This is a genomic window from Streptomyces sp. NPDC014764 (genome assembly GCF_043082785.1).
Classification (GTDB): Bacteria; Actinomycetota; Actinomycetes; order Streptomycetales; family Streptomycetaceae; genus Streptomyces; species Streptomyces althioticus.
In genome coordinates, this window is sequence record NZ_JBIBXY010000001.1 from 554,732 (window position 1) to 577,878 (window position 23,147).

Here is a 23,147-nt window from a genome sequence, read left to right on the forward strand (position 1 = left end):
CGTGCACGGACCCCGGCACTCCCTAGGGGACCAAGCTCTCCAACGGCACGTGCGGATCCGCCAGCGCCTCCGTGTCCACCACCTCGCGCGACCGCACCAGCCGCTGGATCGGGTCCGTGACGTCCCACACGTTCACATTCATCCCGGCCAGCACCCGCCCCTCCCGCACCCAGAACGCGATGAACTCCCGCTTCCCCGCGTCGCCCCGGATGACCACCTGGTCGTAGGACCCGGGCGGCGCCCACCCCGAGTACTCCATGCCCAGGTCGTACTGGTCGGTGAAGAAGTACGGGACGCGGTCGTAGACGTCGTCCCGGCCGAGCATGGCGCGGGCCGCGGCCGGACCGCCGTTCAGCGCGTTGGCCCAGTGCTCCACCCGCAGCCGGGTGTCGAACAGCCCGTGCGGGAAGGACGCGACGTCTCCGGCCGCGTAGATGTCCGGGTCGGACGTGCGCAGCCGCTCGTCGACGAGGACGCCCCCGCCGGACGCCGAGTCCGCCAGCTCCAGGCCCGCCGCCTCCGCGAGGGCGGTCCGCGGGGCCGCGCCGATCGCGGCGAGCACGGCGTGCGCCGGGTGCTCCTCGCCGTCGTCGGTGCGGGCGGCGAGGACCATGCCGTCCTGGCCGGTGATCTCGGTGAGCGAGGCGCCGAAGTGGAACCGCACGCCGTGCTCGCGGTGCAGCTCGGCGAAGAGCGCGCCCAGTTCGGGGCCGAGCACCGAGTGCAGCGGGGCCTGCCCCCGGTGGACGACGGTGACCTCCGCGCCGTAGTGCCGGGCGGCCGCCGCGATCTCCAGGCCGATCCAGCCCGCGCCGGCGATCACCAGGTGGCCGTTGTCCCGGCCTAGGGAGGTGAGGACGCCTTTGAGGCGCTCGGAGTGGGCGAGGCGCCGCAGGTGGTGGACGCCGACGAGGTCGGTGCCCGGGATGTCGAGCCTGCGGGGCTCGGCGCCGGTGGCGAGCAGCAGCTTGTCGTAGCGGACGGTGGTGCCGTCCTCGCCGAAGCGGACGGTCTTCGCGGCGCGGTCGATCGCGGCGACGGTCGCCCCCAGATGGAGTTCGACGTCGTGCTGCGCGTACCAGGCGGGCTCGTGCACGAAGACGCTGTCGCGCTCCGCCGAGCCGAGGAGGTAGCCCTTGGAGAGCGGCGGGCGCTCGTAGGGGTGGTCGCGTTCGTCGCAGATCAGTATCACGCGGCCGGTGAAGCCCTCCGCTCTCAGCGTCTCGGCCGCCTTGGCGCCGGCCAGGCCGCCTCCCACGATGACGAAAGTCTGATCCGCGTCGACCACGTGATGCCTCCTTCGAGCGTTGCCATCAGCGAGCCTCCCGCAAGCGGAAGGCTGCGGGAAGGGGGAGTGACCCGATCAGGCCACCCGTCCCACGTCCGTCTCACGTCCGGGCGGTGAGCCGGGCGTGCAGCGAGCGGGCCGAGGCGTCCGTCAGGGAAGCGATCTGGTCCACGACGACCCGCTTGCGGGCGCGGTCGTCCGGCGCCCGGTCGAACAGCGTGCGGAACTGCGGGTCCAGCCCCTCGGGCGCGCGGGCGGTCAGCGCCTCCGCCAGCTCCAGCACGACGACGCGCTGGTCGGCGCGGAGCCGCTCCTGCTCGGCGCGCTGCATGACGTACCGGTCGGCGACGGCCTTGAGGACCGCGCACTCCATACGGGTGGAGCGCGGGACGACCAGCTCGGCCCCGTACCGGGTGAGGCGGCCGGCGCCCCAGGCCCGCCGGGTGGCGCCCTCCGCGGCGAGGCAGAAGCGGCCGATGAGCTGGCTGGTGGCGTCCTTGAGGCGGGCCTGGGAGACGGCGGTGCCGTCGTAGCCGTGCGGCCACCACTCCTGGGCGAGCAGCCGGTCGAGGGCCTCGGCGAGCTCGGCGGGGTCGGTGTCCGCCGGGACGTACCGGCCGACGGCGACCGCGAAGACGGCGTCCCGCTCGGGGTCGGCGTGCAGGCAGTTGGGGTCGATGTGGCCCGCGTGCAGGCCGTCCTCCACGTCGTGGACCGAGTACGCCACGTCGTCGGCCCAGTCCATCACCTGCGCCTCGAAGCAGGTGCGGGTGCCGGGGGCGTCCTTGCGGAGCCATTCGAAGACCGGGCGGTCGTCGTCGTACACGCCGAACTTCACGGAGGCCGGGTCGGTGGGGTGGGCGCCGCGCGGCCAGGGGTATTTGGTGGCCGCGTCGAGGGTGGCCCGGGTGAGGTTGAGTCCGACGGAGCCGTCGGGGGTGAACCGCTTGGGCTCGATGCGGGTGAGCAGCCGCAGCGACTGGGCGTTGCCCTCGAAGCCGCCGCAGTCCTCGGCGAACTCGTTCAGCGCCTGTTCGCCGTTGTGCCCGAAGGGCGGGTGGCCGAGGTCGTGGGAGAGGCAGGCGGCCTCCACCAGGTCGGGGTCGCAGCCGAGGGCGGCGCCCAGCTCGCGGCCGACCTGGGCGCATTCCAGGGAGTGGGTGAGGCGGGTGCGGGGGCTGGCGTCCCACACCTGGCTCTGCTCACCGGGGGTGACGACCTGCGTCTTGCCGGCGAGGCGGCGCAGCGCGGCGGAGTGCAGCACACGGGCCCGGTCGCGCTGGAAGGCGGTGCGGCCGGGCCGCTTGTCGGGCTCGGCGGCCCACCGCTCGACGGCCGACGGGTCGTACCCGGCGGCCGGGAGGTGCTGGGCGGACGGGTCGGTCGTGCCGGACGTGATGCCTTCCATGACCCGACAGTAGCCCCGGCCGGCGACATCACGGACACCGGTGGTCGTGTCAGGCCGTAGCCAGGGCGGCCGGCCCGGCGACCGGGGCCGCGGTCCGCAGTGCCTGGTCGTAGCGGTGGAGGAGCAGACGGGCCATCGCGGGGTGGGTGCCCAGCGGGTCGGAGACCGTGCCGGGCGCCGCGTCCGCGCACTCGGCGGCGAACCGGCCGGGCGCGGTGAAGCAGGAGGCGACGGCGACCCGGGTACGGCCGCGCGCGGCGAGGGCGCGCACCGCCTCGGGCACGGTGGGCGCGGCGGCGGAGGCGTAGGCGGGGGCGACGGGCACGCCGAGCCGGGCGGCGAGCAGCGCGGCGATGCGCTCGGTGTCGGCGCGGGAGGCGGGCGCGCGGGACCCGGCGGCGGCCAGCACCACGGCGCTCCTGCTTCGCTCCCCCGCGTCCGCGGGGGCCTGCCAGCCCGCCTCGGTGAGCCGGGCGTGCAGGGCGTCGACGAGGAGGGGGTGCGCGCCGAGCGGGGCGGCTACGCGGGTGGGCAGGGGCGCCGCGGCGGCGGCGTCGGGGATGTCCCGGGTGACGTGGTGGCCGCGGCCGAACAGCAGCGGCACGAGCACGGCGGACCCGGCGCCGGACGCGGCCAGCTCGTCGAGGGTGCCGGGGAGCAGCGGGGCGTTCAGCTCGATGTGGCCCAGGCGCACCGGCAGGCCGGGGCGCAGCGCACGGACCCGCTCCAGCAGCCGCAGCGCGGTGGCCGGGGCGCGCGGGTCGCGGCTGCCGTGGGCCACCACGACGAGGGCGGGGGGCGGGGCGGCGGGGCGGGGCCGGGCGCCGGGGTGCATCGGGTACGCCGTCATGCAGCGAGCGTGACCGGACGAGGTTGCCCTGCCGTTGCGCCGGGGTCACGGGTGTTTGCGTGGTGTTCACGCGCGGGCGGGGGCCGGTGTGAGGCGGCGGCCCCCGGTGAGGCCGGTCACAGAACGCGAACCGCAGGCCCCTGACGGGCGTCTACCGAGTCATGGACCGACCCGGGGGAGGCCGTCTCGTGCGCCGTATCACCGTCCGCCGTCCGCGGCTGCCGCGCACCCGCGCGGGACAGCGGCGGCTGGTGCGGGCCGTCGTGGCGGTGTGCGTGCTGGCGCTGCTGCCGGCGACCTGGCTGCGGCTGAGCACGGGCGACCGGCTGCGCACCGTCGCCGACGTGCCGCGCACCGGGGTGGCCGTGGTGTTCGGCGCGGGACTGTGGGACGGGGAGCCGTCGCCGTACCTCGCGCACCGGCTGGACGCGGCGGCGGAGCTGTACCGCGCGGGGCGGATCAGGGTGGTGCTGGTCACCGGCGACAACAGCCGGAAGGACTACGACGAGCCGGACGCGATGCGCGCCTATCTGACCCGCCACGGGGTGCCGGACACGCGGATCGTCAGCGACTACGCGGGCTTCGACACGTGGGACTCCTGCGTCCGCGCACGGAAGATCTTCGGGGTGGACCGGGCGGTGCTGATCAGCCAGGGCTTCCACATCCGCCGCGCGGTCGCCCTGTGCGAGGCGGCCGGCGTCACGTCGTACGGCGTCGGCGTGGACGAGCGCCACGACGTCACCTGGTACTACGGCGGCGCCCGCGAGGTCCTCGCGGCGGGCAAGGCGGCCCTGGACGCGGCGTTCCACCCGGACCCCCACTTCCTGGGGCCGGAGGAACCGGGGGTACGGAGGGCGCTGGCGGAGACCGGGGGTCCCGGCACGCCGGGCTGACACCTCCAACGCGCATACCGCGATGTTCCAGGTGTTCCACTCGGCGGGAGCCGGCTTCGTCGTAGGAGCCAACACCATCGTCGAGGTGAGTCGCGCACGGGTGAACACCGCCCGGATGCCGTGGGCGCTGGCCCGCGTCAGGGTCGAGCCCGTGACCGAGCAGGCGGCGAGAGCGGCTGCGGAGCTCCTCGAGGCGACCGGGCTGCACGGGCACGAGTACGCGGTCGAACGCCACAGTGGCGGAGATGGCTCTGCGCCGGCCGGGCCCGGTGGTCATGCTGACGTGCGACATCGATGACATGGCGCGACTGTGTGGCGACCGCGTCCGGCTCGTCGGCGTGTGAGCGGAGCGCGCCGGCCCCTCACCACGCCGCCCGCCCGGAGGAGAGGGCACCGTGTCCGGGGTGTAACAGCGGCCGGAGTGGTGCGTAACACCGGGACCGCAGCCTGGGGCGTATGCGAGAAACCGTGACGTCCACGCACTGCCCCTACTGCGCGCTGCAGTGCGGCATGAACCTCACGCCGGCCGCCGACGGGCGGACCGTCGAGGTGAGCGAGCGCGCGGACTTCCCGGTGAACCGGGGGGCTCTCTGCGGGAAGGGGCGGACCGCTCCGGCCGTGCTGTCGTCGGCCGTGCGGCTGACCTCGCCGCTGGTCAGGTCGGCGGCGGGCACGCTGGAGCCGGCGTCCTGGGAGGAGGCGCTGGACCGGGTCGCCGAGGGCGTCGGGGGCGCTCGCGCGGCGCACGGCGCGGACGCGGTCGGGGTGTTCGGCGGGGGCGGGCTCACCAACGAGAAGGCGTACTCGCTGGGGAAGTTCGCCCGGGTGGTGCTGGGCACCTCGCAGATCGACTACAACGGCCGGTTCTGCATGTCGTCGGCGGCCGCCGCGGGAGGCAGGGCGTTCGGGCTGGACCGGGGCCTGCCATTCCCGCTGGAGGACATCCCGAGGACGGGATGTGTGATCCTCGTCGGCTCCAACCCGGCCGAGACGATGCCCCCGGCCCTGCGGTACTTCACCGAGCTGAAGGAGAACGGCGGCACCCTGATCGTCGTCGACCCGCGCCGCACGCGGACCGCCGAGCACGCCGACCTGCACCTGGCGCCGCGCCCCGGCACCGATCTCGCGCTGGCCCTGGGCCTGCTGCACCTGGTCGTCGCCGAGGGCCGCACCGACGAGGAGTACATCCGGGAGCGCACGGCCGGCTGGGAGGACACCCGGGCCGCGGCGATGGCGCACTGGCCGGAGTACGTGGAGCGCATCACCGGCGTGCCCGTGCCGCAACTCCGCGAGGCGGTACGGATGTTCTGCGAGCCGGAGCACGCGATGGTGCTCACCGCGCGGGGTCCGGAACAGCAGGCCAAGGGCACCGACACGGTGAGCGCCTGGATCAACCTGGCCCTGGCGACCGGCCGGCCCGGCCGCCCGCTGTCCGGGTACGGCTGCCTCACCGGGCAGGGTAACGGGCAGGGCGGACGCGAACACGGCCAGAAGGCCGACCAGTTGCCCGGCTACCGCAAGCTGACCGACCCGGCAGCGCGGGCACACGTGGCGGAGGTGTGGGGCGTCGACCCGGCCAGCCTGCCCGGGCCCGGCCGCAGCGCCTACGAGCTGCTGGACGCGCTGGGCACGGACATCCGCGCCCTGCTGCTGATGGGTTCCAACCCGGTGGTGTCGGCGCCGCGCGCCGCGCACGTCGAGGAGCGCCTCCGCTCGCTGGACTTCCTCGTGGTGTGCGACGTGGTGCTGTCGGAGACGGCCGAACTCGCCGACGTCGTGCTGCCGGTGACGCAGTGGGCCGAGGAGACGGGCACCACCACCAACCTGGAGGGCAGGGTGCTGCTGCGCCGCCGCGCGATCACCCCGCCGGCGGGCGTGCGCAGCGACCTGGACGTGCTGCACGAGCTCGCGGCGCGGCTGGGCGGCGAGGGCAGCCCGGAGAAGCGCTTCCCCACCGACCCCGAGGAGGTCTTCGAGGAGCTGCGGCGGGCGAGCGAGGGCGGCCCGGCGGACTACTCGGGCATCACCTACCGGCGGCTCGCCGAGGAGAACGGCGTTTTCTGGCCCTGCCCCTCCCCCGGCGCGGCGGCCGGGGCGGCCGTCCACCCCGGCACCCCGCGCCTCTTCCTCGACCGGTTCGCCACCGAGGACGGTCGGGCCCGGTTCGTGCCGGTGTCGCACCGGGCCGTCGCGGAGGAGCCCGACGAGGAGTACCCGGTGCTGCTCACCACCGGGCGGGTCGTGGCGCAGTACCAGTCCGGCGCCCAGACGCGGCGCGTGGACGAGCTGAACACCGCCGCGCCCGGCCCGTTCGTGGAGCTGCACCCCCGCCTCGCGCGGCGGATCGGCGCGGCCGAGGGCGACCCGGTGGCCGTGGTGTCACGGCGCGGGCGGGCGGTGGCGCCGGCCCGGATCACCACCGCGATCCGTCCGGACACGGTGTTCATGCCGTTCCACTGGGCCGGTGAGGGCCGCGCCAACACCCTCACCAACCCCGCCCTCGACCCGACGTCGAAGATGCCGGAGTTCAAGGCGTGCGCGGTACGGCTGGAGGCGGTACGCCCGTGAGCGCACCGCCTCCGGAGCCGGGGTGGCGCGGTCAGCCCACGCCCACCGCGCTCCAGGCCGCCGCGACCGCGTCGTACTCGGTGCCGCCCTCGCCGTAGAGGTCCGCCGCCGCCTTCAGGGTGGCGGTGCGGGCGCCGGCGTAGTCGGTCGACGAGGTCATGTGGACCGTGAGAGCCCGGTACCAGATCTTGCCGAGCTTGGCCCGGCCGATGCCGGTGACCGTCGAGCCGTCGCAGGTCGGGGAGTTGTGGGCGGTGCCGCCCACGGTCTTCGCGCCGCTGCCCTCGGCGAGCAGGTAGGCGAAGTGGTTGGCGACGCCGGAGGAATGGTGGACGTCGAGGTCCTCGACCGTCTCGTCCCAGCAGTCCGCCGAGGAACCGTCCTTGGAGGGGCGGTCCATGAAGCGCAGGGCGTCCTTCCCGAAGCCGTCGCGGACGACCTCCTCGCCGATCAGCCAGTCGCCCGGGTCCTGCGGGTTGGCCGCGTGGAACTCCACCAGCGTGCCGAAGATGTCCGAGGTGGCCTCGTTCAGGCCGCCGGACTCGCCGGAGTAGGTCAGCCCGGCCGTCTTCGAGGTCACGCCGTGGGTCATCTCGTGTCCGGCGACGTCCAGGGAGACCAGCGGGCCCATCCGGGTGCCGTCGCCGTCGCCGTAGGTCATGCAGAAGCAGCGGTCGTCCCAGAAGGCGTTGTTGTAGGCGTTGCCGTAGTGGACGCGGTTGTACGAGCCCTCGCCGTCGCCGGCTATGCCCCGGCGGCCGTGCGTGTCCTCGTAGTAGTCCCAGGTGACGTTCGTGCCGTACTGGGCGTCCACGGCGACCGTGGCGCGGTCGGCGGCGGCGCCGGTGCCCCAGTGGTTGTCGGCGTCGGTGACGACGGGGGCGGCGGCGCGGATCACACAGACGACGAGGACGCACAGGTCGGTGCGGTTGCCCGCGTCGCCGGTGTAGGTGTCGCCGCGGGTGGGGTCCTTCAGCTCGTAGCCGGACGCGGTCCGCGTGGTCTCCAGCGGGACCGTGCCCCCGTACAGGGACTTGCCGTCGCCGGTGACGCTCTCCAGGCGGTCCCAGGCGTCGATGCGGGCGCCGGTGTGCGCGTCGGTGAGGACGGTACGGGCGACCGGGTTGCCGGCGGAGTCCTGGGCGGCGGCGTCGGTGCGCCAGGCGAGACGGGGTGCTCCGTGCAGGGCGTCGACCACCAGCTGCGGGCGGGCGGTGAGCCGGTTCAGGGTCTCGCCGAGGTGCGCGGCGCGCAGCAGGTTCGCGGCGAGGTCGGCGGCGCGGGGCGCGGCGAGACGCGGGGAGACGGTGGGGAGGTCGATCGTGGCACGGGTGGCGCGGGTGACGTCGCGGTAGGACCCGTCGGGGGCGAGGTGCAGCACGAAGTCGCCGCCCAGCACGGGGAGTCCGCGGTAGACGCGGTCGTAGCGGACGTGGCGGCTGCCGTCGGCGTCGACGACGACGTCCCGCACCTTCGTCCTCTGGGCGGCGGTGAGGCCGAGGGCGTCGGCGCGCTCGGCCAGGACGGAGGCGGCGGCGTCGATCGCGGCGGCGCGGGTGGGGCGGTCGGCCGCGCCGGCGGTGGTGGGGGTGAGGGCGGCGGCCAGCAGGGCGGCGCCGGTGACGGCGGCTCCCGCGGCGGCGAGACGGGAACGGCGGGCATGCCGTATCGGGCTCAAGCGGTCTCCTGGAACGGGCGCCCCGACGCGGGTGGGGGGCGGGGCGGCGCGGGTGGTGCCCGCGATTCAAGTGGCGGCCCGAGTGTCATGTCCATAGCGCGAATGTGGGGGTGTGTGAGGGGAGAGAATCGTTCCCGCAAGGCTCCGGTGGCACTTCCGTGCAGAGGGGCTCCGCCGACCGTCCGCGCAGGTGAAGCGAGTGAACCTTCCCTTCTTCGTCTACGGCACCCTCCGCCCCGGCGGGGTCAACCACGACCGCTTCCTGCGCGGCCGCACGGCACACGAGCAACCCGGCCTGCTGCGGGGCGCGGTGCTGTACGAGGGGCCCGGCTACCCGTACGCCGTCGAGGCCCCGGAGGGCCTGGTGCGGGGCGATCTCGTCACCGCCCGGCCGGAGGCGTACGAGGAGCTGCTGGCACGGCTGGACCGCCTGGAGGAGTACGTCCCGGGCGACCCGCGCAACCTGTACGACCGGGTGGAGCGGCCGGTGGTGCGGGACGCGGACGGCACGGCGGTCCGTGCGTGGGTGTACGTCGCCGCCCCGGCGGTCGCGGCCCGGCTGAGGGCGCGGGGGACGCGGGTGGAGGGCGGGGACTGGCGAGGCGGGCGGTGAGGCGCGCGTACGCCCCCTGCAACACGCCGGGGCGTGCGCCCTCGCCCGGTCAGCCCTTCGCCGCCCCGCCCGGCCCAATCCGCCCGCACACCGCCCGGCCCCTCGCCGTCACGGCGTTGACCTGCTGAAACACACGACGGGCCGGATGGCCGCGCGCCGCCTGACACCCGTTCAGCCGCCGCCCTGACGCCCCCTCAGGGAGCGGTGGCGGCCCCGGGGGTCTTACCTCGGAGGGGCAGGGACGCGGTCGACGGCGGCACATGGGGGTGCCGCGGGCCGGGTCACCTCCGTGAGCTCGAGGGAGCATCGATGCGACGTACCGCCCGGCTGCTGTCCGGCACGACCGGCGCCGCACTCGCCGTGGCCACCGCGGGGCTTCTCGCCTCCCCCGCGTACGCCGGGGAGGCCCCCGGCCCGTCGACCGCCGGTCTGCGGATGTACCCGTCGTCCGTCGCCCCGGGCGCACAGGTCTCGGCGAACACCGCGGCGTGCGACGAGGAGGGCACGGCGGCGGGTGACGCCTCCGCCGTCGGCGCGGGCCGCTTCACGCTGGCGCCGAGCACGCACGAGGGAGAGGCGATCGGGCAGTTCCAGGTGCCGCCGAGCGCGCAGCCCGGGACGTACGAGATCGTCGTCGCGTGCACCGGGAGCGGGCGCCGGGTGACCGGGGACCTCGTGGTGACGCTGACGCCCGACGCGGAACAGGTGGTACCCCGAGGAAGCGTGAAGACGGGGGTCGGTGGCGCGCTGGGCCCCGACCCCGTGCAGACCGCGGCAGGCGTGACGGCCCTCGCCGTCGCCGCCGCGGGCGGTACCTGGCTCCTGCATCGCCGGGCGAGAGGCGACGGGATCTGACGGGCATCCTCCGCTGCCCGTCCCGCTGGTACCGCAATCCCCTCCCCCTCCGGGTCCGACGCCCCTCGCGGCCCGGAGGGGGGCACGGGGCCCGTTCGAGGTGAGGTCATCCCATGCGCCGCAGGTTCCGCAGGACCGGGAGTCCGGGCAACGCGGCGATAGCCGCCGTCACCGTGTGCGCCCTGTGCGCGGGGGCGCTGCTGCTGAGGGACGGCAGGGGCGACGCCCCGCCGCAGCCGTCCGCCGCGCAGGCGCACTCGGAACTCGACGCGCACGGCCCGGCTCGGTCGGCGGCGCCCGCGCTGCCGCCGTCGCCGCCCGGCCGGGTGCGCATCCCGGCGATCGGCGTGGACGCGCCGCTGACCGGCCTGGGGCTGACCCCGGCCGGCTCCCTTGACGTGCCGCCCGCGGACCGCCCGGACCTGGCCGGCTGGTACGAGGCCGGCACCACCCCCGGCGAGCGGGGCACCGCGATCGTCGCGGGCCACGTCGACAACAAGGAAGGCCCGGCGGTCTTCTACTCCCTCGGCGCCCTGCGCAAGGGCAGCACGATCGAGATCGCCCGGCGCGACGGCACGGTGGCCGTGTTCACGGTGGACGCGGTCGAGGCGTACGACGCGCAGGACTTCCCCGACGAGAAGGTCTACGGCGCGGCCCCCCGCCCGGAACTCCGCGTCATCACCTGCGGCGCGGGCTACTCCCCCACGACGGGCTACCGGGGCAACGTGGTGGTGTACGCGCACCTGACGGGGACGGGATGACCCCTCTCGGGGGGCGTGCCCGACCGGCCGCGTGCCCCGGCCGCACGGTGCCCAGGTCGCCCTGGGCACCGTGCGCCCTGAGAACGTGCGCCCTGACCGCTCAGGCGACCCCCGACGCCCGCCGGTCCGGAGCCCATCCCTCCGACACCTCGGGCGCGCCGGTGGCCCGGAGCCCCGTCCCCGCGTCTCAGCCCGACGCCCCCTCCGGGCAGGACTCGGCCGTCGGGGCCACGAGGAGGGTCACCGGGTACGACGTGATCTGCTGGTTCGCCGCGGGCCTGCTGCCGCAGACGCGCCACGCCTGTGGGTCCACCACCTCGCGGTTCTTCCCCGTGACGTCCTCGAAGCGGACCTCCGTGCCGTCCATCTGCTCCTGCGCCCGGAGCGCGTTGCCGCCGGTGACGTCGGGCATCACGGCGGTGACGGGACGGGCGGCGGTGTCCGACGGGGACGCGGAAACACCGGCCCTCGCGTCGGGCTCGGGGTGCGTTCCGCAGGCGGCGGCAGCCGCGCAGACGGCTATTGCGGCGAGAACGGCTCTCAGCGGTGCGGTGACCGTGGGTCTGGTGATGGCCGCGCCTCTCTTGAAGTGATCATGTCCGGCTCATCATCCTCACCGGACGCCCCCGTGCCCAGGCCTACGCCAGCCACTGTTCGTACGCCATGTTCGCCACCAGCGCGAACACCACCGTCAGCAGGACCACGCGGACGAAACCGCTGCCGTGCTTGAGGGCGGTGCGGGCGCCCAGCATGCCTCCGGCGAGGTTGAAGACCGCCATCAGGGCCGCCAGTTGCCACAGCACCGCGCCCTGCCAGGCGAAGGTGACCAGCGCGCCCGCGTTGGTGCAGCAGTTGACGATCTTCGCGGTGGCCGAGGCGGTGACCAGGTCGAGGTGGAGCAGGGCGGTGAGCGCCAGGACGAGGAACGTGCCGGTGCCGGGGCCGATCAGACCGTCGTAGAAGCCGATGCCGAGGCCGGCCAGGCCGATCGCGGCGAGGATCTGCCGACGGGTCGCCGGACCCGTCGCGGGCGCGGTGCCGAAGGCGGGCCGCAGGATCACGAAGGCGGCCACCGCGAGCAGCACCACCATGATGACCGGCTTGAGCACCTCCGTGCTCATCCCGGCCGCGAGGAACGCCCCGCCCGACGACCCGGCGAGGGCGGCGAGCCCGATCCGCACCGCCGTCCGCACGTCCACCGGCGCCTTGCGGGCGTACGTCACGGCCGCACCCGTGGTGCCTACGATCGCGACAGCCTTGTTGGTGCCCAGCGCGTGCGCGGCCGGGGTGCCGGCGGGGAGCCCGAGCAGCAGGGCGGGCAGGAGCAGCAGTCCGCCGCCGCCCACCACGGCGTCGATCCAGCCGGCGGCGAGTGCGGCCACGCAGAGCAGGACGACCGTGGTCAGCGATATGTCGGGCATGGCGATGAGCCTATGAAGGCGATAGATGTTGCGTCCATCAAGATGAGCTTTTGTTGAGGTTGGCCACCTCACACCCGCCCCGCGACCGTCTCCAGAGGCCTCACATCCTCCGCCCGCGACCGCTGAGGGCAGCGTTCCGCGCGGGAAACAGAAGGGATGCCACCGGGTAACACCCGCCCCGCACGCTCAGGACATGACCTCGAACGAGCGTGTGGTGGTGATCGGCTCCGGCCTCGCGGGCGTACGTCTCGCCCGGCGGCTCGGCGAGCTGGGCACGCCCGTGACGCTGATCGGCGAGGAGGAGCACCCGCCGTACAACCGGGTGCTGCTCGCCGAGGTGCTCGCCGGACGCTACCGGCCCGAGGTGATCGCCCTGCCCACCCCCGCGGAGCTGGTCCGGGCCCGGGTCACCGGCATCGACCGGGACCGGCGGACCGTCGCCTGTGCGGACGGCACGGAGATCGCCTACGGGCGGCTGGTGCTGGCCACCGGCTCCAACCCCGTTCTGCCGCCGCTGCGCGGCCTGTTCACCGAGGACCACGAGCTGCCGCGGGGCGTGCACGCGTTCCGCACGCTGGACGACTGCCTGGGCCTGTCCGCCGAGGTGCGGCCGGGCGCGCGGGCGGTGGTGATCGGCGGCGGGCTGCTCGGGGTGTCCGCGGCCCGCGCGCTGGCCGTCCGCGGCGCCCAGGTGGTGCTCGCCCAGCAGTCCGAGCGGCTCATGGAGCGGCAGCTCGACCCGGCCGCCTCCGCGCTGGTCCGGCGCCATCTGACCGGGCTCGGCGTGGAGGTGCACACCGAGTGCCGCGTCCGCGACGTGCGCTGCGTCGGCGGCGCGGTCCGCTCGGTGGAGATGGCCGACGGCTACGCCCTGGACGCCGACCTGGTGGTGCTGGCCTGCGGGGTGCACCCGAGGGTGTCCCTCGCCCAGGCCGCCGGCCTCGACGTGGCCAAGGGCGTCGTCGTCGACGACGAGCTGCGCACCTCCGACCCGTACGTCCACGCGGTCGGCGACTGCGCCCAGCACGCCGGCACCGTCTACGGGCTGGCCACGCCGGCCCTGGAACAGGCCGACGCGCTCGCCGGGCTGCTCGCCGGGGACGCCGTCGCCCGCTACACCGGCACCCGCTCGCTCACCCGGCTCACCCTGACCGGCCTGGACAGCCCCTTCGACCTGGCCGCGTTCGGCGAGACCGAGGTGCTTCCGGGCGACGACGTGGTGCAGCTCGCCGACGCCACCCGCGGCACCTACCGGAAGGTCGTGGTCCGCGACGACCGCCTGGTCGGCGGGGTGCTGGTCGGCGAACTCGGCACCGTCGGCGCCCTCGCGCGCGCCTGGGAGGGAGCAGAGCCGCTCCCGTCCGACGGCGGGCCCCTGCTCCACCTGCTCACCAACGACGGAGGCTCCTGATGCCCACGGACACCTCGACCATCGTGCTCGTCGGCCACGGCATGGTCGGCCAGCGCTTCCTGGAGGCGCTCGCGGAGCGCGGCCTGACCGCCACGCACCGCGTGGTCGTGCTGTGCGAGGAGCCGCGTCCTGCCTACGACCGCGTGCAGCTCACCTCGTACTTCTCGGGCCGCACCCCGGAGGACCTGTCGCTGACGGACCTGAGGTTCATCGAGGACCACGGGATCGAGCTGCACGTCGGCGCCCCGGCCGAGCGCGTCGACCGGGACGCGCGCACGGTGACCGCCCGCTCGGGTCTGGTCGTCGGCTACGACCTGCTGGTGCTGGCGACCGGCTCGTACCCGTTCGTGCCGCCGGTGCCGCACAAGGACGCCGAGGGCTGTTTCGTCTACCGCACCATCGAGGACCTGCTCGCCATCGAGGAGTACGCGAGGAGCAGGGCGAAGACCGGCGCGGTGGTCGGCGGGGGCCTGCTCGGCCTGGAGGCGGCCGGCGCGCTCAAGGGCCTGGGACTCACCTCGCACATCGTGGAGTTCGCGCCGCGCCTGATGCCGGTGCAGGTCGACGAGGGCGGCGGCGCGGCACTGCTGCGCACCATCGAGGGCATGGGCCTGTCCGTCCACACGGGCGTGGGCACCCAGGAGATCGTGGTCGACGAGGCGGGCGCCGTCACCGGCATGAAGCTGTCCGACGGTTCCGAACTCGCCACCGACATGGTGGTGTTCTCCGCCGGAGTCCGCCCCCGCGACCAGCTGGCCCGCGACTGCGGACTGGCGGTCGGCGAGCGCGGCGGGATCACCGTGGACGAGCAGTGCCGTACGGTCTCCGACCCGCACGTGTTCGCGATCGGCGAGTGCGCCCTGGCCGCCGACGGCCGAGTGTACGGTCTGGTCGCCCCCGGCTACGAGCAGGCGGAGACGGCCGCCGCGGCCATCGCCGAGGACGAGGCCGCCTTCACCGGCGCCGACCTGTCCACCAAGCTGAAGCTGCTCGGCGTGGACGTGGCGTCCTTCGGCGACGCGCACGGCACCGCCGGGGACTGCCTGGACGTCGTCTACTCCGACTCCCGCGCCGGCCTGTACAAGAAGCTGGTGATCGGCCGGGACGGCACGCTGCTGGGCGGCATCCTGGTCGGCGACGCGGAGGCGTACGGCACGCTGCGGGCGTTCACCGGATCGGTGCCGCCGGTCGCGCCGGAGTCGCTGGTGCTGCCCGCAGGCGCCGGGGCGCCGGCCGCCCTCGGCCCGTCCGCGCTGCCGGACGAGGCGGTCATCTGCTCCTGCCACAACGTCACCAAGGGCACGATCCGCGGCGCGGTCACCGACCACAGCTGCACCACCGTCCCCGAGGTGAAGAAGTGCACCAAGGCCGGCACGGGCTGCGGCAGTTGCGTGAAGGTGCTGGGCCAGCTCCTGGACGCCGAGCTGGAGGCGAGCGGCGTCGAGGTCGACAAGGGCCTGTGCGGCTGCTTCTCCCAGACCCGCGAGGAGCTGTACGAGATCGTCCTCGCCCTGCGCATCGCCTCCCACCGCGAACTGCTGGACCGGTACGGACGCGAGGAGGCGCGCGGCGGTGACGGCTGCGAGGTGTGCAAGCCGACGGTCGGCTCGGTCATCGCCTCCCTGGCTCCCGCGATCGGCGCGAGCACGTACGTGCTGGACGGCGAGCAGGCGGCTCTCCAGGACACCAACGACCACTTCCTCGCCAACCTCCAGAGGAACGGCTCGTACTCGGTGGTGCCGCGCATCCCCGGCGGGGAGATCGCGCCCGAGAAGCTGATCGTGATCGGCGAGATCGCCCGCGACTTCGGCCTCTACACGAAGATCACGGGCGGCCAGCGGATCGACATGTTCGGCGCCCGGGTTGAGCAGTTGCCGCTGATCTGGGCCCGGCTGGTCGACGCCGGCTTCGAGTCCGGCCACGCCTACGGCAAGTCGCTGCGCACGGTGAAGTCCTGCGTGGGGCAGACCTGGTGCCGGTACGGCGTGCAGGACTCGATGCGGATGGCGATCGACCTGGAGCTGCGCTACCGGGGGCTCAGGTCCCCGCACAAGCTGAAGTCGGCGGTGTCCGGCTGCCAGCGCGAGTGCGCGGAGGCCCAGTCGAAGGACTTCGGCGTCATCGCCACCGCCAACGGCTGGAACCTGTACGTCGGCGGCAACGGCGGTGCCACCCCGCGCCACGCCGACCTGCTCGCGCAGGACCTCTCCGACGCCGAACTGGTACGCCTCATCGACCGGTTCCTCATGTTCTACATCCGCACCGCCGACCGGCTGGAGCGCACCAGCGTCTGGCTGGACCGGATCCCCGGCGGCCTGGACCACGTACGGGACGTGGTGGTGCACGACTCGCTGGGCATCTGCGACGAACTGGAGTCGCTGATGGCCGCGCACGTGGCGCACTACCGCGACGAATGGGCCGAGACGATCAACGACCCGGAGAAGCTCGCCCGGTTCGTGTCCTTCGTCAACGCCCCGGACACCCCCGACCCGGTGGTCGCCTTCGTCCCGGAGCGCGACCAGATGAAGCCCGACCTGCCCCTGCTGAGCATCGGCCTGCGTCCCGCCGACGACGTCCTGGAAGGAAGCGCACAACGATGACCCTGGCACTCGAGACGACCACCGGCCTGACCGTACGACTCCGGCTGGCGGACGGCTGGTTCGAGGTCTGCGGCCTCGACCGGCTGGTCCCCGGGAGGGGCGTGGCCGCCCTGCTGCCCGACGGCCGGCAGGCGGCGGTGTTCACCGACCGCGCGGGCCGCCTGTACGCCCTCGACAACCGCGACCCGTTCACCGGTGCGGCGGTCCTGTCCCGCGGCCTCACCGGTACCCATCGCGGCCGCCCGTTCGTCGCCTCGCCGCTCCTGAAGCAGCGCTTCGACCTGGAGACGGGCCGCTGCCTGGACGACGACACGGTCCGGGTGACGACGTACGAGGTGAAGGCGGCCTGACGCCCGGACGGCTGTCGGCCTCCTGTCGGGTCCGGTCCGCCTCACGGCTGTCGGCTTCCTGTCGGGTCGGGTCCGCCTCGTTCAGCGGGGCGGACGGATGGGGTTACATCGGTTCCGCCCGTGTTCCCGGTTCCATCCGTCCGTCCCGGAGGCCCGAACCATGACCCGGAAGCCCACTCGGCCGTCCCCCTTCCTCCGCCCCTCCCGGCGCGCGCTGCTCGGCGGCGCCGCCGTCGCCGCGTGCTCGGCGTGGGCCGCCGCCGATCCGGCCCACGCCGGCGGCCGCCGCCCCTCCTGGCCCACCGAGTTCCCGCTCCCGGACGGCTGGCTGCCCGAGGGCATCGCCATCGGCCGCGCCCCGTACGCCTACATGGGCTCCCGAGCCGACGGCGCGGTGTACCGCACCGATCTGCGCACGGGCGAGGGGCGGGTGCTGCACGAGGGCGCGCCCGGTCTCGCCGCGATCGGCCTCGAACTGGGCGACGACGGCCTGCTGTACGTCTCCGGCGGCGCGGGCGGCACCGCCCGGCTCGTGGACGCCCGCACCGGCACGCTGCGGAAGACGTACCGGCTGACCGACAGCACCGGTCACTTCGTCAACGACGTGGTGCTCCTGCGCGACCGCGCCTGGTTCACCGACTCCTTCGACGCGGTCCTGTACGGCGTGCCGCGGGGCCGGGGCGGGCGGGTGCGGACGCTGCGGCTCGGCGGCGACTGGGAGCAGACGCCGGACGTCATCAACGCCAACGGCATCGTGAGCACGCCCGACGGACGGGACGTCATCGTGGTGCGGAGCACCCCGGGCGTGCTGTACCGGGTGAGCCTGAGGACCGGGCACGCCACCCGCATCGCCCTGTCCGGCGCGGCGGACGTGGCGGCGGGCGACGGCCTGGTGCGCGTCGGGCGCACCCTGTACGTCGTGCAGAACCGGCTGAACGTCGTCGCGGTGTTCGACCTGGACGCCCGGGCCACGCGGGCCGTCCTGCGCCGGACCGTCATGGACCCGCGCTTCGACGTCCCCGCCACGGCGGCCCGCTTCGGCAACCGTCTCTACTTGGTCAACGCCCGCTTCACGAGCCCGCAGACGCCCGAGACGACGTTCAACGCGGTGGCCGTGCCGCTGTAACGCAACGGGCGGACGCGGCGGCCGTAGCGGAGAGCTACCCTCCAGTCACGTCACGTTCGCATCACGGGACCTCCATATCCCCGACACATCCCGCGCACCCCAGTAGCTTCGTCAGCCTCGTCCCGAGCACACGCTTTTCGACCGACCTGGGGGGCTCCTCACCATGATCCCGTTCCGTACCTCAGCCGCCGCGCTGCTCACCGCCGTCGCCCTGGCCGCCGTACCGGCCACCGCCGTGGCACACAGCGGCAGCCACCCGTTCAAGAACTGCACCGAGGCGTACGACAACGGGTACAGCAACATCCCCGAGGGCGACCGCCACTACGGCGGACACCTCGACCGGGACAAGGACGGCGTCGGCTGCGACCAGCCGCCCTCCGACTTCGTTCCGCGCGACGAGAGCGACGACGCGGGCGCGGAGGCGGGTGCGGGGGCCGGCGGCGCCAAGGAGGGCAACGGCGGCGGGACCGATCTCGCCGAGACCGGCGGCAGCGACACCACGCCGTACATCGCGGCGGGCGGCGGGGCCGTCGTGCTGCTCGGCGGCGGTCTGATGATCGCCGCCCGCCGGCGCCGCGAGAACCGCTGATCAACGGCCTTCGGGGGCGTCGGCCCGCCCGGCGCCCCCGAGGTCACAGCGACAGCAGCAAGGAACTCTCTTTGCCCTGCCGGCGGCGCACATGCCCGCGCCAGCCCGCCACGGGCGTCATGAGCGTCCAGACCACGAGTCCGGCGACCGCCCCGCCCAGCCGCCCCGCGGGGTCGACCTGGTCCGCCCGCTCCATCGGCGCCACGCCCTCCGGGTCGAGGACCACGTCGAACGCGTCCCCCACGCGCGGCCCTCCCGAGCCGTTGTAGGACAGCCGCTCGTCCAGCACCCGGCCGTCCTCGGCGCGCAGCGTGTACCGGTGGTTCTTGCCGCCCGTCTCCGCCGCACTGTCCGCGACGACGACCACGCTCTCCTGCACCCCCCGTACCTCCAAGGCCAGTTCGGGCGCGTACTGGACGGCCCCGACGAGGACGAAGAGGCCCGGCGCCAGGGACAGCAGGGCGATCCAGCCCGCGCGGTGCAGCCACGCCAGCAGCCCGGCGAACACCAGGAAGAGCAGGACGCCCACGGCGATGGGCACGGCCACCCAGCGCAGCGCCAGGTACGACACCCCGGCGACGACCAGCGCGGCGGCCCATCCGTACAGCGTCACCCACACCGTGCGTCTCACCGAACGCCATGCGGAGACACCGCTCCCGCCCGCACGCACGGCCCCCGACCCGCGTATCGCCTCTGACACCGCCGCCACCTTTCACTCCCCCACCGCGGGATCCCGCGCGTCCGGCTTCGGACCCTATCGGTCACCGTGCGGACCTCCGCCCCCCGGCCCCTTCGGCGCCACCAGAGGGAAGTCCCCCCTCCGTTCGTGGCGTTGCGCCACAGTTCCGTCACATCACGTTCACATCACAGGTCGCTCGCAACCCTCTGCAACACCCCCGACACGCCAGTAACTTCAACACGCCACAGCCCGGTCACCGGCACCCGCACCGAGACATGGGGGCATTGCCATGCACCTGATACGTCACACCCTCACCGCCGTCGCCGCCCTCACGCTGGCCGCCCTCCCCGCCACCGCGTCGGCCCACGACGGGAACCACCCGTTCACGACCTGCTCCGAGGCGTACGAGAACGGCTACGCGAAGATCTCCAGCGGTGACGACCACTACGGTCCGGACCTGGACCCCGACGGCGACGGCATCGCCTGCGACGAGCCGCCCACCGGGTTCATCCCGCGCGACGACACCGCGGTCGACGGGGGCACGACCCCCGCGGCCGGCGCCACCCAGGCCGCCACGAAGGTCGACGCCGGGTCGGACGACGACCTCACCACCTACGTGACCGTCGGAGTGGCCGCCGTGGTCCTCGCCGGTGGCACCGTGCTCATCGTCTCCCGCTTGCGCCGCGGCAACTGACCGACCCGGCAGGGCGCGTCACGCGGGCGCGTACGACGGAAGGGGCGGCACCCCCGCACGGGTGCCGCCCCTCCTTCGTGATCCGGAGCCGTCGCCGATCGGTGAGGGTGGTCGGGTGACAGACGACGGCCCCGGGGTCCTGAACGCCCCGGAGGGCCCGGGGTCTTGCGTTCGGATCACCCCGGCGTCGCGGGGTCCGGCACGCACGGACCCCGCTCGGGCCGGCCGAAGACGCACCGCGCCTCACGACCGGCCTGATCCGGACGAGAGACCCTAGCGGTGGTCGCTTCCGGCCGAGGTGACGGCCGCGCGGCCGGCCTCAAGACGGGCCACCGGGATGCGGAACGGGGAGCAGGAGACGTAGTCCAGGCCGACCTCGTGGAAGAAGTGGACCGACTCCGGGTCACCGCCGTGCTCGCCGCAGACGCCGAGCTTCAGGTCCGGGCGGGTCTCCCGGCCGGCCTTCGCGGCGAGCTTCACCAGGGAGCCCACGCCGTCCTTGTCGATCGTCTCGAACGGCGACACCCCGAAGATGCCCTTCTCCAGGTAGGCCGTGAAGAAGCTGGCCTCCACGTCGTCCCGGGAGAAGCCCCACACCGTCTGGGTGAGGTCGTTGGTGCCGAAGGAGAAGAACTCGGCGGCCTCCGCGATCTGACCGGCGGTCAGCGCGGCGCGCGGAAGCTCGATCATCGTGCCGATGGCGAGGTTGAGCCGGGTGCCGGTGGTCTCCTCGACCTCCGCGATGACCTTGTCGGCCTCCTCGCGGACGATCTCCAGTTCCTGCACCGTGCCGACCAGCGGGATCATGATCTCCGCGCGCGGGTCGGCCTTGGCGTTCCGGCGCTCGGCCGCGGCCTCCGCGATGGCCCGCACCTGCATCGTGAACAGGCCCGGGATGACGAGGCCGAGGCGGACGCCGCGCAGCCCCAGCATCGGGTTCTGCTCGTGCAGCCGGTGCACGGCCTGGAGCAGCCGCAGCTCGTTCTCGTGCGGCTCCTGCCGGGACTCGGCGAGGGCCACGCGGACCGACAGCTCGGTGATGTCGGGCAGGAACTCGTGCAGCGGCGGGTCGAGCAGGCGGATGGTGACGGGCAGGCCGTCCATCGCCTCGAACAGCTCGACGAAGTCCTTCTTCTGCAGCGGCAGCAGCGCCTTCAGCGACTCCTCGCGCTCCTCCTCCGTGTCCGCCAGGATCAGCCGCTCCACCAGCTCGCGCCGGTCGCCGAGGAACATGTGCTCGGTGCGGCACAGGCCGATGCCCTGGGCGCCGAAGCGGCGGGCGCGCAGCGCGTCCTCGGCGTTGTCGGCGTTGGCCCGCACCCGCAGCCGGCGCTTGCGGTCGGCGAACGCCATCATCCGGTGCACGGCCTCGACCAGCTCGTCGGCGTCGTCGGCGCCCGGGTGCATCCGGCCCTCGAAGTACTCCACGACCGGCGACGGCACGACCGGCACCTCGCCCAGGTAGACCTTGCCGCTCGAGCCGTCGATGGAGATGAGGTCGCCCTCCTCCACGACGTGCCCGCCGGGCACGGTCATCCGGCGGCGCTTGGTGTCGACCTCCAGCTCCTCTGCGCCGCAGACACAGGTCTTGCCCATGCCGCGGGCGACGACGGCCGCGTGGGAGGTCTTGCCGCCGCGCGAGGTGAGGATGCCCTCGGCGGCGATCATGCCGTCCAGGTCGTCGGGGTTGGTCTCGCGGCGGATCAGGATGACCTTCTCGCCGGAGCGGGACCACTTCACGGCGGTGTAGGAGTCGAAGACCGCCTTGCCGACCGCGGCGCCCGGGGAGGCGGCGATGCCGCGTCCGACCTGCTCGACCCCTTCCCCGCTGCGGGCGTACTCCTCGTCGAAGCGGGGGAACATCAGCTGGGCCAGCTGGGCGCCGTTGACGCGGGTGAGCGCCTCGGCCTCGTCGATCAGGCCCTGGTCGACGAGTTGCGTGGCGATGCGGAAGGCCGCGCCCGCGGTGCGCTTGCCGACGCGGGTCTGGAGCATCCACAGCCGGCCGCGCTCGATGGTGAACTCGATGTCGCAGAGGTCCTTGTAGTGGTTCTCCAGGGTCTCCATGATCTGCATGAGCTGGTCGTACGACTTCTTGTCGATCGACTCCAGCTCGGCGAGCGGGACCGTGTTGCGGATGCCCGCCACGACGTCCTCGCCCTGCGCGTTCTGCAGGTAGTCGCCGTAGACGCCCTGGTGTCCGGAGGCGGGGTCGCGGGTGAAGGCGACGCCGGTGCCGGAGTCGGGGCCGAGGTTGCCGAAGACCATGGAGCAGACGTTGACGGCGGTGCCCAGGTCGTGCGGGATGCGCTCCTGACGGCGGTAGAGCTTGGCCCGGTCGCCGTTCCACGAGTCGAAGACCGCCTTGATGGCGAGGTCCATCTGCTCGCGCGGGTCCTGCGGGAAGTCCCGGCCGCACTCGATCTTGACGATCTTCTTGAACTTGGTGACGAGCTTCTTGAGGTCGGCGGCCTCCAGCTCGGTGTCGACGGTGACCTTCTTGGCCGCCTTGGCCGCCTCGAGCGCGTCCTCGAACAGCTCGCCGTCCACGCCGAGGACGGTCTTGCCGAACATCTGGATGAGGCGCCGGTAGGAGTCCCACGCGAACCGGTCGTCGCCGGCCTGCTTGGCCAGGCCCTGCACGGACTTGTCGGACAGGCCGATGTTGAGGACGGTGTCCATCATGCCGGGCATGGAGAACTTGGCGCCGGAGCGGACCGAGACGAGGAGGGGGTCGTCGGCCTGGCCGAGCTTCTTGCCCATCCGCTGCTCGAGCGCCTCGAGGTGCGCACTCACCTCGTCACGCAGTGCCGCCGGCTCCTCGCCGCTGTCCAGGTAGACCTTGCAGGCCTCCGTGGTGATGGTGAAGCCGGGTGGCACCGGGAGACCGAGGTTGGTCATCTCGGCGAGGTTGGCGCCCTTGCCGCCGAGGAGGTCCTTGAGGTCCTTGTTGCCCTCGGTGAAGTCGTAGACGAACTTCACGCTCTCAACGCTCGTGCCCGACCGAGCTGCATGGGGATCTTTGTTTTCCGACACGGGTCTCGACTCCTCGAGGACGCGGTGGCTGCCCTGACGGCGAGGAATGTACCCAGATCAAAGGCGTCTGGGTACGTCCACTTGTGCGTCGTGCGCCTGTGACCGGCCGAGCGCCAGCGGATCGAAAGTCAAAGCTTGGCAAGCCGTTGAAGCTCGGTGTTTTCACTTCTTGAACGCGAAGCGTCTCCAAGAACCGATTGGGACGCTCATGTGAGCATCTTGACCCACGTTTGATTTCGCCCGATGAACGATCATCGAGTGGCACTGAGTGCCAATCTTTGAGAAGTGCAGCCTCGCAAGATCCGCTCATCTGAGCGCAACCCTTAT

The 23,147-nt window shown here is 73.6% G+C and carries 19 protein-coding genes and 1 pseudogene; 12 read left to right on the forward strand and 8 right to left on the reverse strand.

The window, feature by feature from the left end; translation table 11 throughout:
* Nucleotides 1-22: 22 nt before the first annotated feature.
* From ACF1AG_RS02555 to ACF1AG_RS02565, 3 genes are all read right to left on the reverse strand, one after another.
* A complete protein-coding gene (locus ACF1AG_RS02555) occupies nt 23-1,288 on the reverse strand; it encodes an FAD-dependent oxidoreductase (protein ID WP_359600930.1) in 1,266 nt (421 codons plus the stop codon).
* 100 nt (nt 1,289-1,388) lie between these two features.
* Nucleotides 1,389-2,696 carry a deoxyguanosinetriphosphate triphosphohydrolase gene (locus tag ACF1AG_RS02560; RefSeq protein ID WP_359600929.1) on the reverse strand — a complete coding sequence of 436 codons (1,308 nt, stop codon included), beginning with the start codon at nt 2,694-2,696 and terminating at the stop codon, nt 1,389-1,391.
* Between the two features lie 49 nt (nt 2,697-2,745).
* On the reverse strand, nt 2,746-3,546 hold the full coding sequence (locus ACF1AG_RS02565; RefSeq protein WP_391809225.1) for a sirohydrochlorin chelatase: 801 nt from the start codon (nt 3,544-3,546) through the stop codon (nt 2,746-2,748).
* A 188-nt stretch (nt 3,547-3,734) separates the two neighbouring features.
* On the opposite strand from ACF1AG_RS02565, the gene ACF1AG_RS02570 reads away from it, so the two are divergent.
* From ACF1AG_RS02570 to ACF1AG_RS02580, 3 genes and pseudogenes are all read left to right on the forward strand, one after another.
* The gene (locus ACF1AG_RS02570) at nt 3,735-4,439 is read left to right on the forward strand and encodes a vancomycin high temperature exclusion protein (protein WP_387794598.1); all 705 of its coding nucleotides are present in this window, start codon (nt 3,735-3,737) and stop codon (nt 4,437-4,439) included.
* A gap of 19 nt (nt 4,440-4,458) precedes the next feature.
* Nucleotides 4,459-4,783 (forward strand): annotated as a pseudogene (locus ACF1AG_RS02575) (DNA-binding protein); the annotation flags it as partial.
* Between the two features lie 112 nt (nt 4,784-4,895).
* Nucleotides 4,896-7,007, forward strand: coding sequence for a molybdopterin oxidoreductase family protein (locus tag ACF1AG_RS02580; protein ID WP_391809226.1), 2,112 nt, complete (start codon nt 4,896-4,898; stop codon nt 7,005-7,007).
* A 31-nt stretch (nt 7,008-7,038) separates the two neighbouring features.
* Here the strand turns inward: ACF1AG_RS02580 and ACF1AG_RS02585 are convergent, their stop codons facing one another.
* The gene (locus tag ACF1AG_RS02585) at nt 7,039-8,685 is read right to left on the reverse strand and encodes a M4 family metallopeptidase (RefSeq protein ID WP_391809227.1); all 1,647 of its coding nucleotides are present in this window, start codon (nt 8,683-8,685) and stop codon (nt 7,039-7,041) included.
* Nucleotides 8,686-8,884: 199 nt separating this feature from the next.
* Between ACF1AG_RS02585 and ACF1AG_RS02590 the strand changes: the two genes are divergently transcribed.
* The 3 genes from ACF1AG_RS02590 to ACF1AG_RS02600 all read left to right on the forward strand — a co-directional run bounded on the left by ACF1AG_RS02590 (nt 8,885) and on the right by ACF1AG_RS02600 (nt 10,914).
* On the forward strand, nt 8,885-9,298 hold the full coding sequence (locus ACF1AG_RS02590) for a gamma-glutamylcyclotransferase family protein (protein WP_359600923.1): 414 nt from the start codon (nt 8,885-8,887) through the stop codon (nt 9,296-9,298).
* A 309-nt stretch (nt 9,299-9,607) separates the two neighbouring features.
* A complete protein-coding gene (locus tag ACF1AG_RS02595; protein ID WP_359600922.1) occupies nt 9,608-10,153 on the forward strand; it encodes a hypothetical protein in 546 nt (181 codons plus the stop codon).
* Nucleotides 10,154-10,266: 113 nt separating this feature from the next.
* The gene (locus tag ACF1AG_RS02600) at nt 10,267-10,914 is read left to right on the forward strand and encodes a class F sortase (protein ID WP_391809228.1); all 648 of its coding nucleotides are present in this window, start codon (nt 10,267-10,269) and stop codon (nt 10,912-10,914) included.
* Between the two features lie 187 nt (nt 10,915-11,101).
* Here ACF1AG_RS02600 and ACF1AG_RS02605 read toward each other — a convergent pair whose 3' ends face one another.
* Complete coding sequence (locus tag ACF1AG_RS02605; RefSeq protein ID WP_359600920.1) at nt 11,102-11,326, reverse strand: hypothetical protein; 225 nt, start codon at nt 11,324-11,326, stop codon at nt 11,102-11,104.
* 226 nt (nt 11,327-11,552) lie between these two features.
* Entirely contained in the window at nt 11,553-12,335 is a 783-nt protein-coding gene (locus ACF1AG_RS02610; RefSeq protein ID WP_359600919.1) for a TSUP family transporter, read from the reverse strand.
* A 193-nt stretch (nt 12,336-12,528) separates the two neighbouring features.
* Here ACF1AG_RS02610 and ACF1AG_RS02615 point away from each other — a divergent pair, with 193 nt between their 5' ends.
* The 5 genes from ACF1AG_RS02615 (at nt 12,529) to ACF1AG_RS02635 (ending at nt 18,411) form a co-directional block, all read left to right on the forward strand.
* Nucleotides 12,529-13,746 carry an NAD(P)/FAD-dependent oxidoreductase gene (locus ACF1AG_RS02615; protein ID WP_391809229.1) on the forward strand — a complete coding sequence of 406 codons (1,218 nt, stop codon included), beginning with the start codon at nt 12,529-12,531 and terminating at the stop codon, nt 13,744-13,746.
* On the forward strand, nt 13,746-16,346 hold the full coding sequence (gene nirB, locus ACF1AG_RS02620) for a nitrite reductase large subunit NirB (protein WP_391809230.1): 2,601 nt from the start codon (nt 13,746-13,748) through the stop codon (nt 16,344-16,346). The genes ACF1AG_RS02615 and nirB overlap by 1 nt, the downstream gene beginning before the upstream one ends.
* Nucleotides 16,343-16,696 (forward strand): nitrite reductase small subunit NirD, encoded by a 354-nt coding sequence (nirD, locus tag ACF1AG_RS02625; protein ID WP_359600916.1) that lies wholly within the window; start codon nt 16,343-16,345, stop codon nt 16,694-16,696. Before nirB ends, nirD begins: the two co-directional genes overlap by 4 nt.
* Nucleotides 16,697-16,856: 160 nt before the next feature.
* Entirely contained in the window at nt 16,857-17,822 is a 966-nt protein-coding gene (locus ACF1AG_RS02630) for a superoxide dismutase (RefSeq protein ID WP_359600915.1), read from the forward strand.
* Between the two features lie 163 nt (nt 17,823-17,985).
* Nucleotides 17,986-18,411: an LAETG motif-containing sortase-dependent surface protein gene (locus tag ACF1AG_RS02635; RefSeq protein ID WP_391809231.1), complete on the forward strand. Its 426-nt coding sequence runs from the start codon at nt 17,986-17,988 to the stop codon at nt 18,409-18,411.
* A 43-nt stretch (nt 18,412-18,454) separates the two neighbouring features.
* Here ACF1AG_RS02635 and ACF1AG_RS02640 read toward each other — a convergent pair whose 3' ends face one another.
* On the reverse strand, nt 18,455-19,042 hold the full coding sequence (locus ACF1AG_RS02640) for a hypothetical protein (RefSeq protein ID WP_387794593.1): 588 nt from the start codon (nt 19,040-19,042) through the stop codon (nt 18,455-18,457).
* A 337-nt stretch (nt 19,043-19,379) separates the two neighbouring features.
* On the opposite strand from ACF1AG_RS02640, the gene ACF1AG_RS02645 reads away from it, so the two are divergent.
* Complete coding sequence (locus tag ACF1AG_RS02645) at nt 19,380-19,784, forward strand: excalibur calcium-binding domain-containing protein (protein ID WP_359600912.1); 405 nt, start codon at nt 19,380-19,382, stop codon at nt 19,782-19,784.
* 273 nt (nt 19,785-20,057) lie between these two features.
* On the opposite strand, the gene ppdK is transcribed toward ACF1AG_RS02645, so the two are convergent.
* Nucleotides 20,058-22,820: a pyruvate, phosphate dikinase gene (gene ppdK / locus ACF1AG_RS02650; RefSeq protein WP_391809232.1), complete on the reverse strand. Its 2,763-nt coding sequence runs from the start codon at nt 22,818-22,820 to the stop codon at nt 20,058-20,060.
* Between the last annotated feature and the right edge of the window lie 327 nt (nt 22,821-23,147).

Coding starts and splice junctions, on each gene's coding strand:
- ACF1AG_RS02580 (WP_391809226.1), top strand. CDS start 4,896: ATGCGAGAAACCGTGACGTCCACGCACTGCCCCTACTGCGCGCTGCAG.
- ACF1AG_RS02560 (WP_359600929.1), bottom strand. CDS start 2,696: ATGGAAGGCATCACGTCCGGCACGACCGACCCGTCCGCCCAGCACCTC.
- ACF1AG_RS02635 (WP_391809231.1), top strand. CDS start 17,986: ATGATCCCGTTCCGTACCTCAGCCGCCGCGCTGCTCACCGCCGTCGCC.
- ACF1AG_RS02595 (WP_359600922.1), top strand. CDS start 9,608: ATGCGACGTACCGCCCGGCTGCTGTCCGGCACGACCGGCGCCGCACTC.
- nirB (WP_391809230.1), top strand. CDS start 13,746: ATGCCCACGGACACCTCGACCATCGTGCTCGTCGGCCACGGCATGGTC.
- ACF1AG_RS02645 (WP_359600912.1), top strand. CDS start 19,380: ATGCACCTGATACGTCACACCCTCACCGCCGTCGCCGCCCTCACGCTG.
- ACF1AG_RS02565 (WP_391809225.1), bottom strand. CDS start 3,546: ATGACGGCGTACCCGATGCACCCCGGCGCCCGGCCCCGCCCCGCCGCC.
- nirD (WP_359600916.1), top strand. CDS start 16,343: ATGACCCTGGCACTCGAGACGACCACCGGCCTGACCGTACGACTCCGG.
- ACF1AG_RS02630 (WP_359600915.1), top strand. CDS start 16,857: ATGACCCGGAAGCCCACTCGGCCGTCCCCCTTCCTCCGCCCCTCCCGG.
- ACF1AG_RS02615 (WP_391809229.1), top strand. CDS start 12,529: ATGACCTCGAACGAGCGTGTGGTGGTGATCGGCTCCGGCCTCGCGGGC.
- ACF1AG_RS02605 (WP_359600920.1), bottom strand. CDS start 11,326: ATGCCCGACGTCACCGGCGGCAACGCGCTCCGGGCGCAGGAGCAGATG.
- ACF1AG_RS02600 (WP_391809228.1), top strand. CDS start 10,267: ATGCGCCGCAGGTTCCGCAGGACCGGGAGTCCGGGCAACGCGGCGATA.
- ACF1AG_RS02610 (WP_359600919.1), bottom strand. CDS start 12,335: ATGCCCGACATATCGCTGACCACGGTCGTCCTGCTCTGCGTGGCCGCA.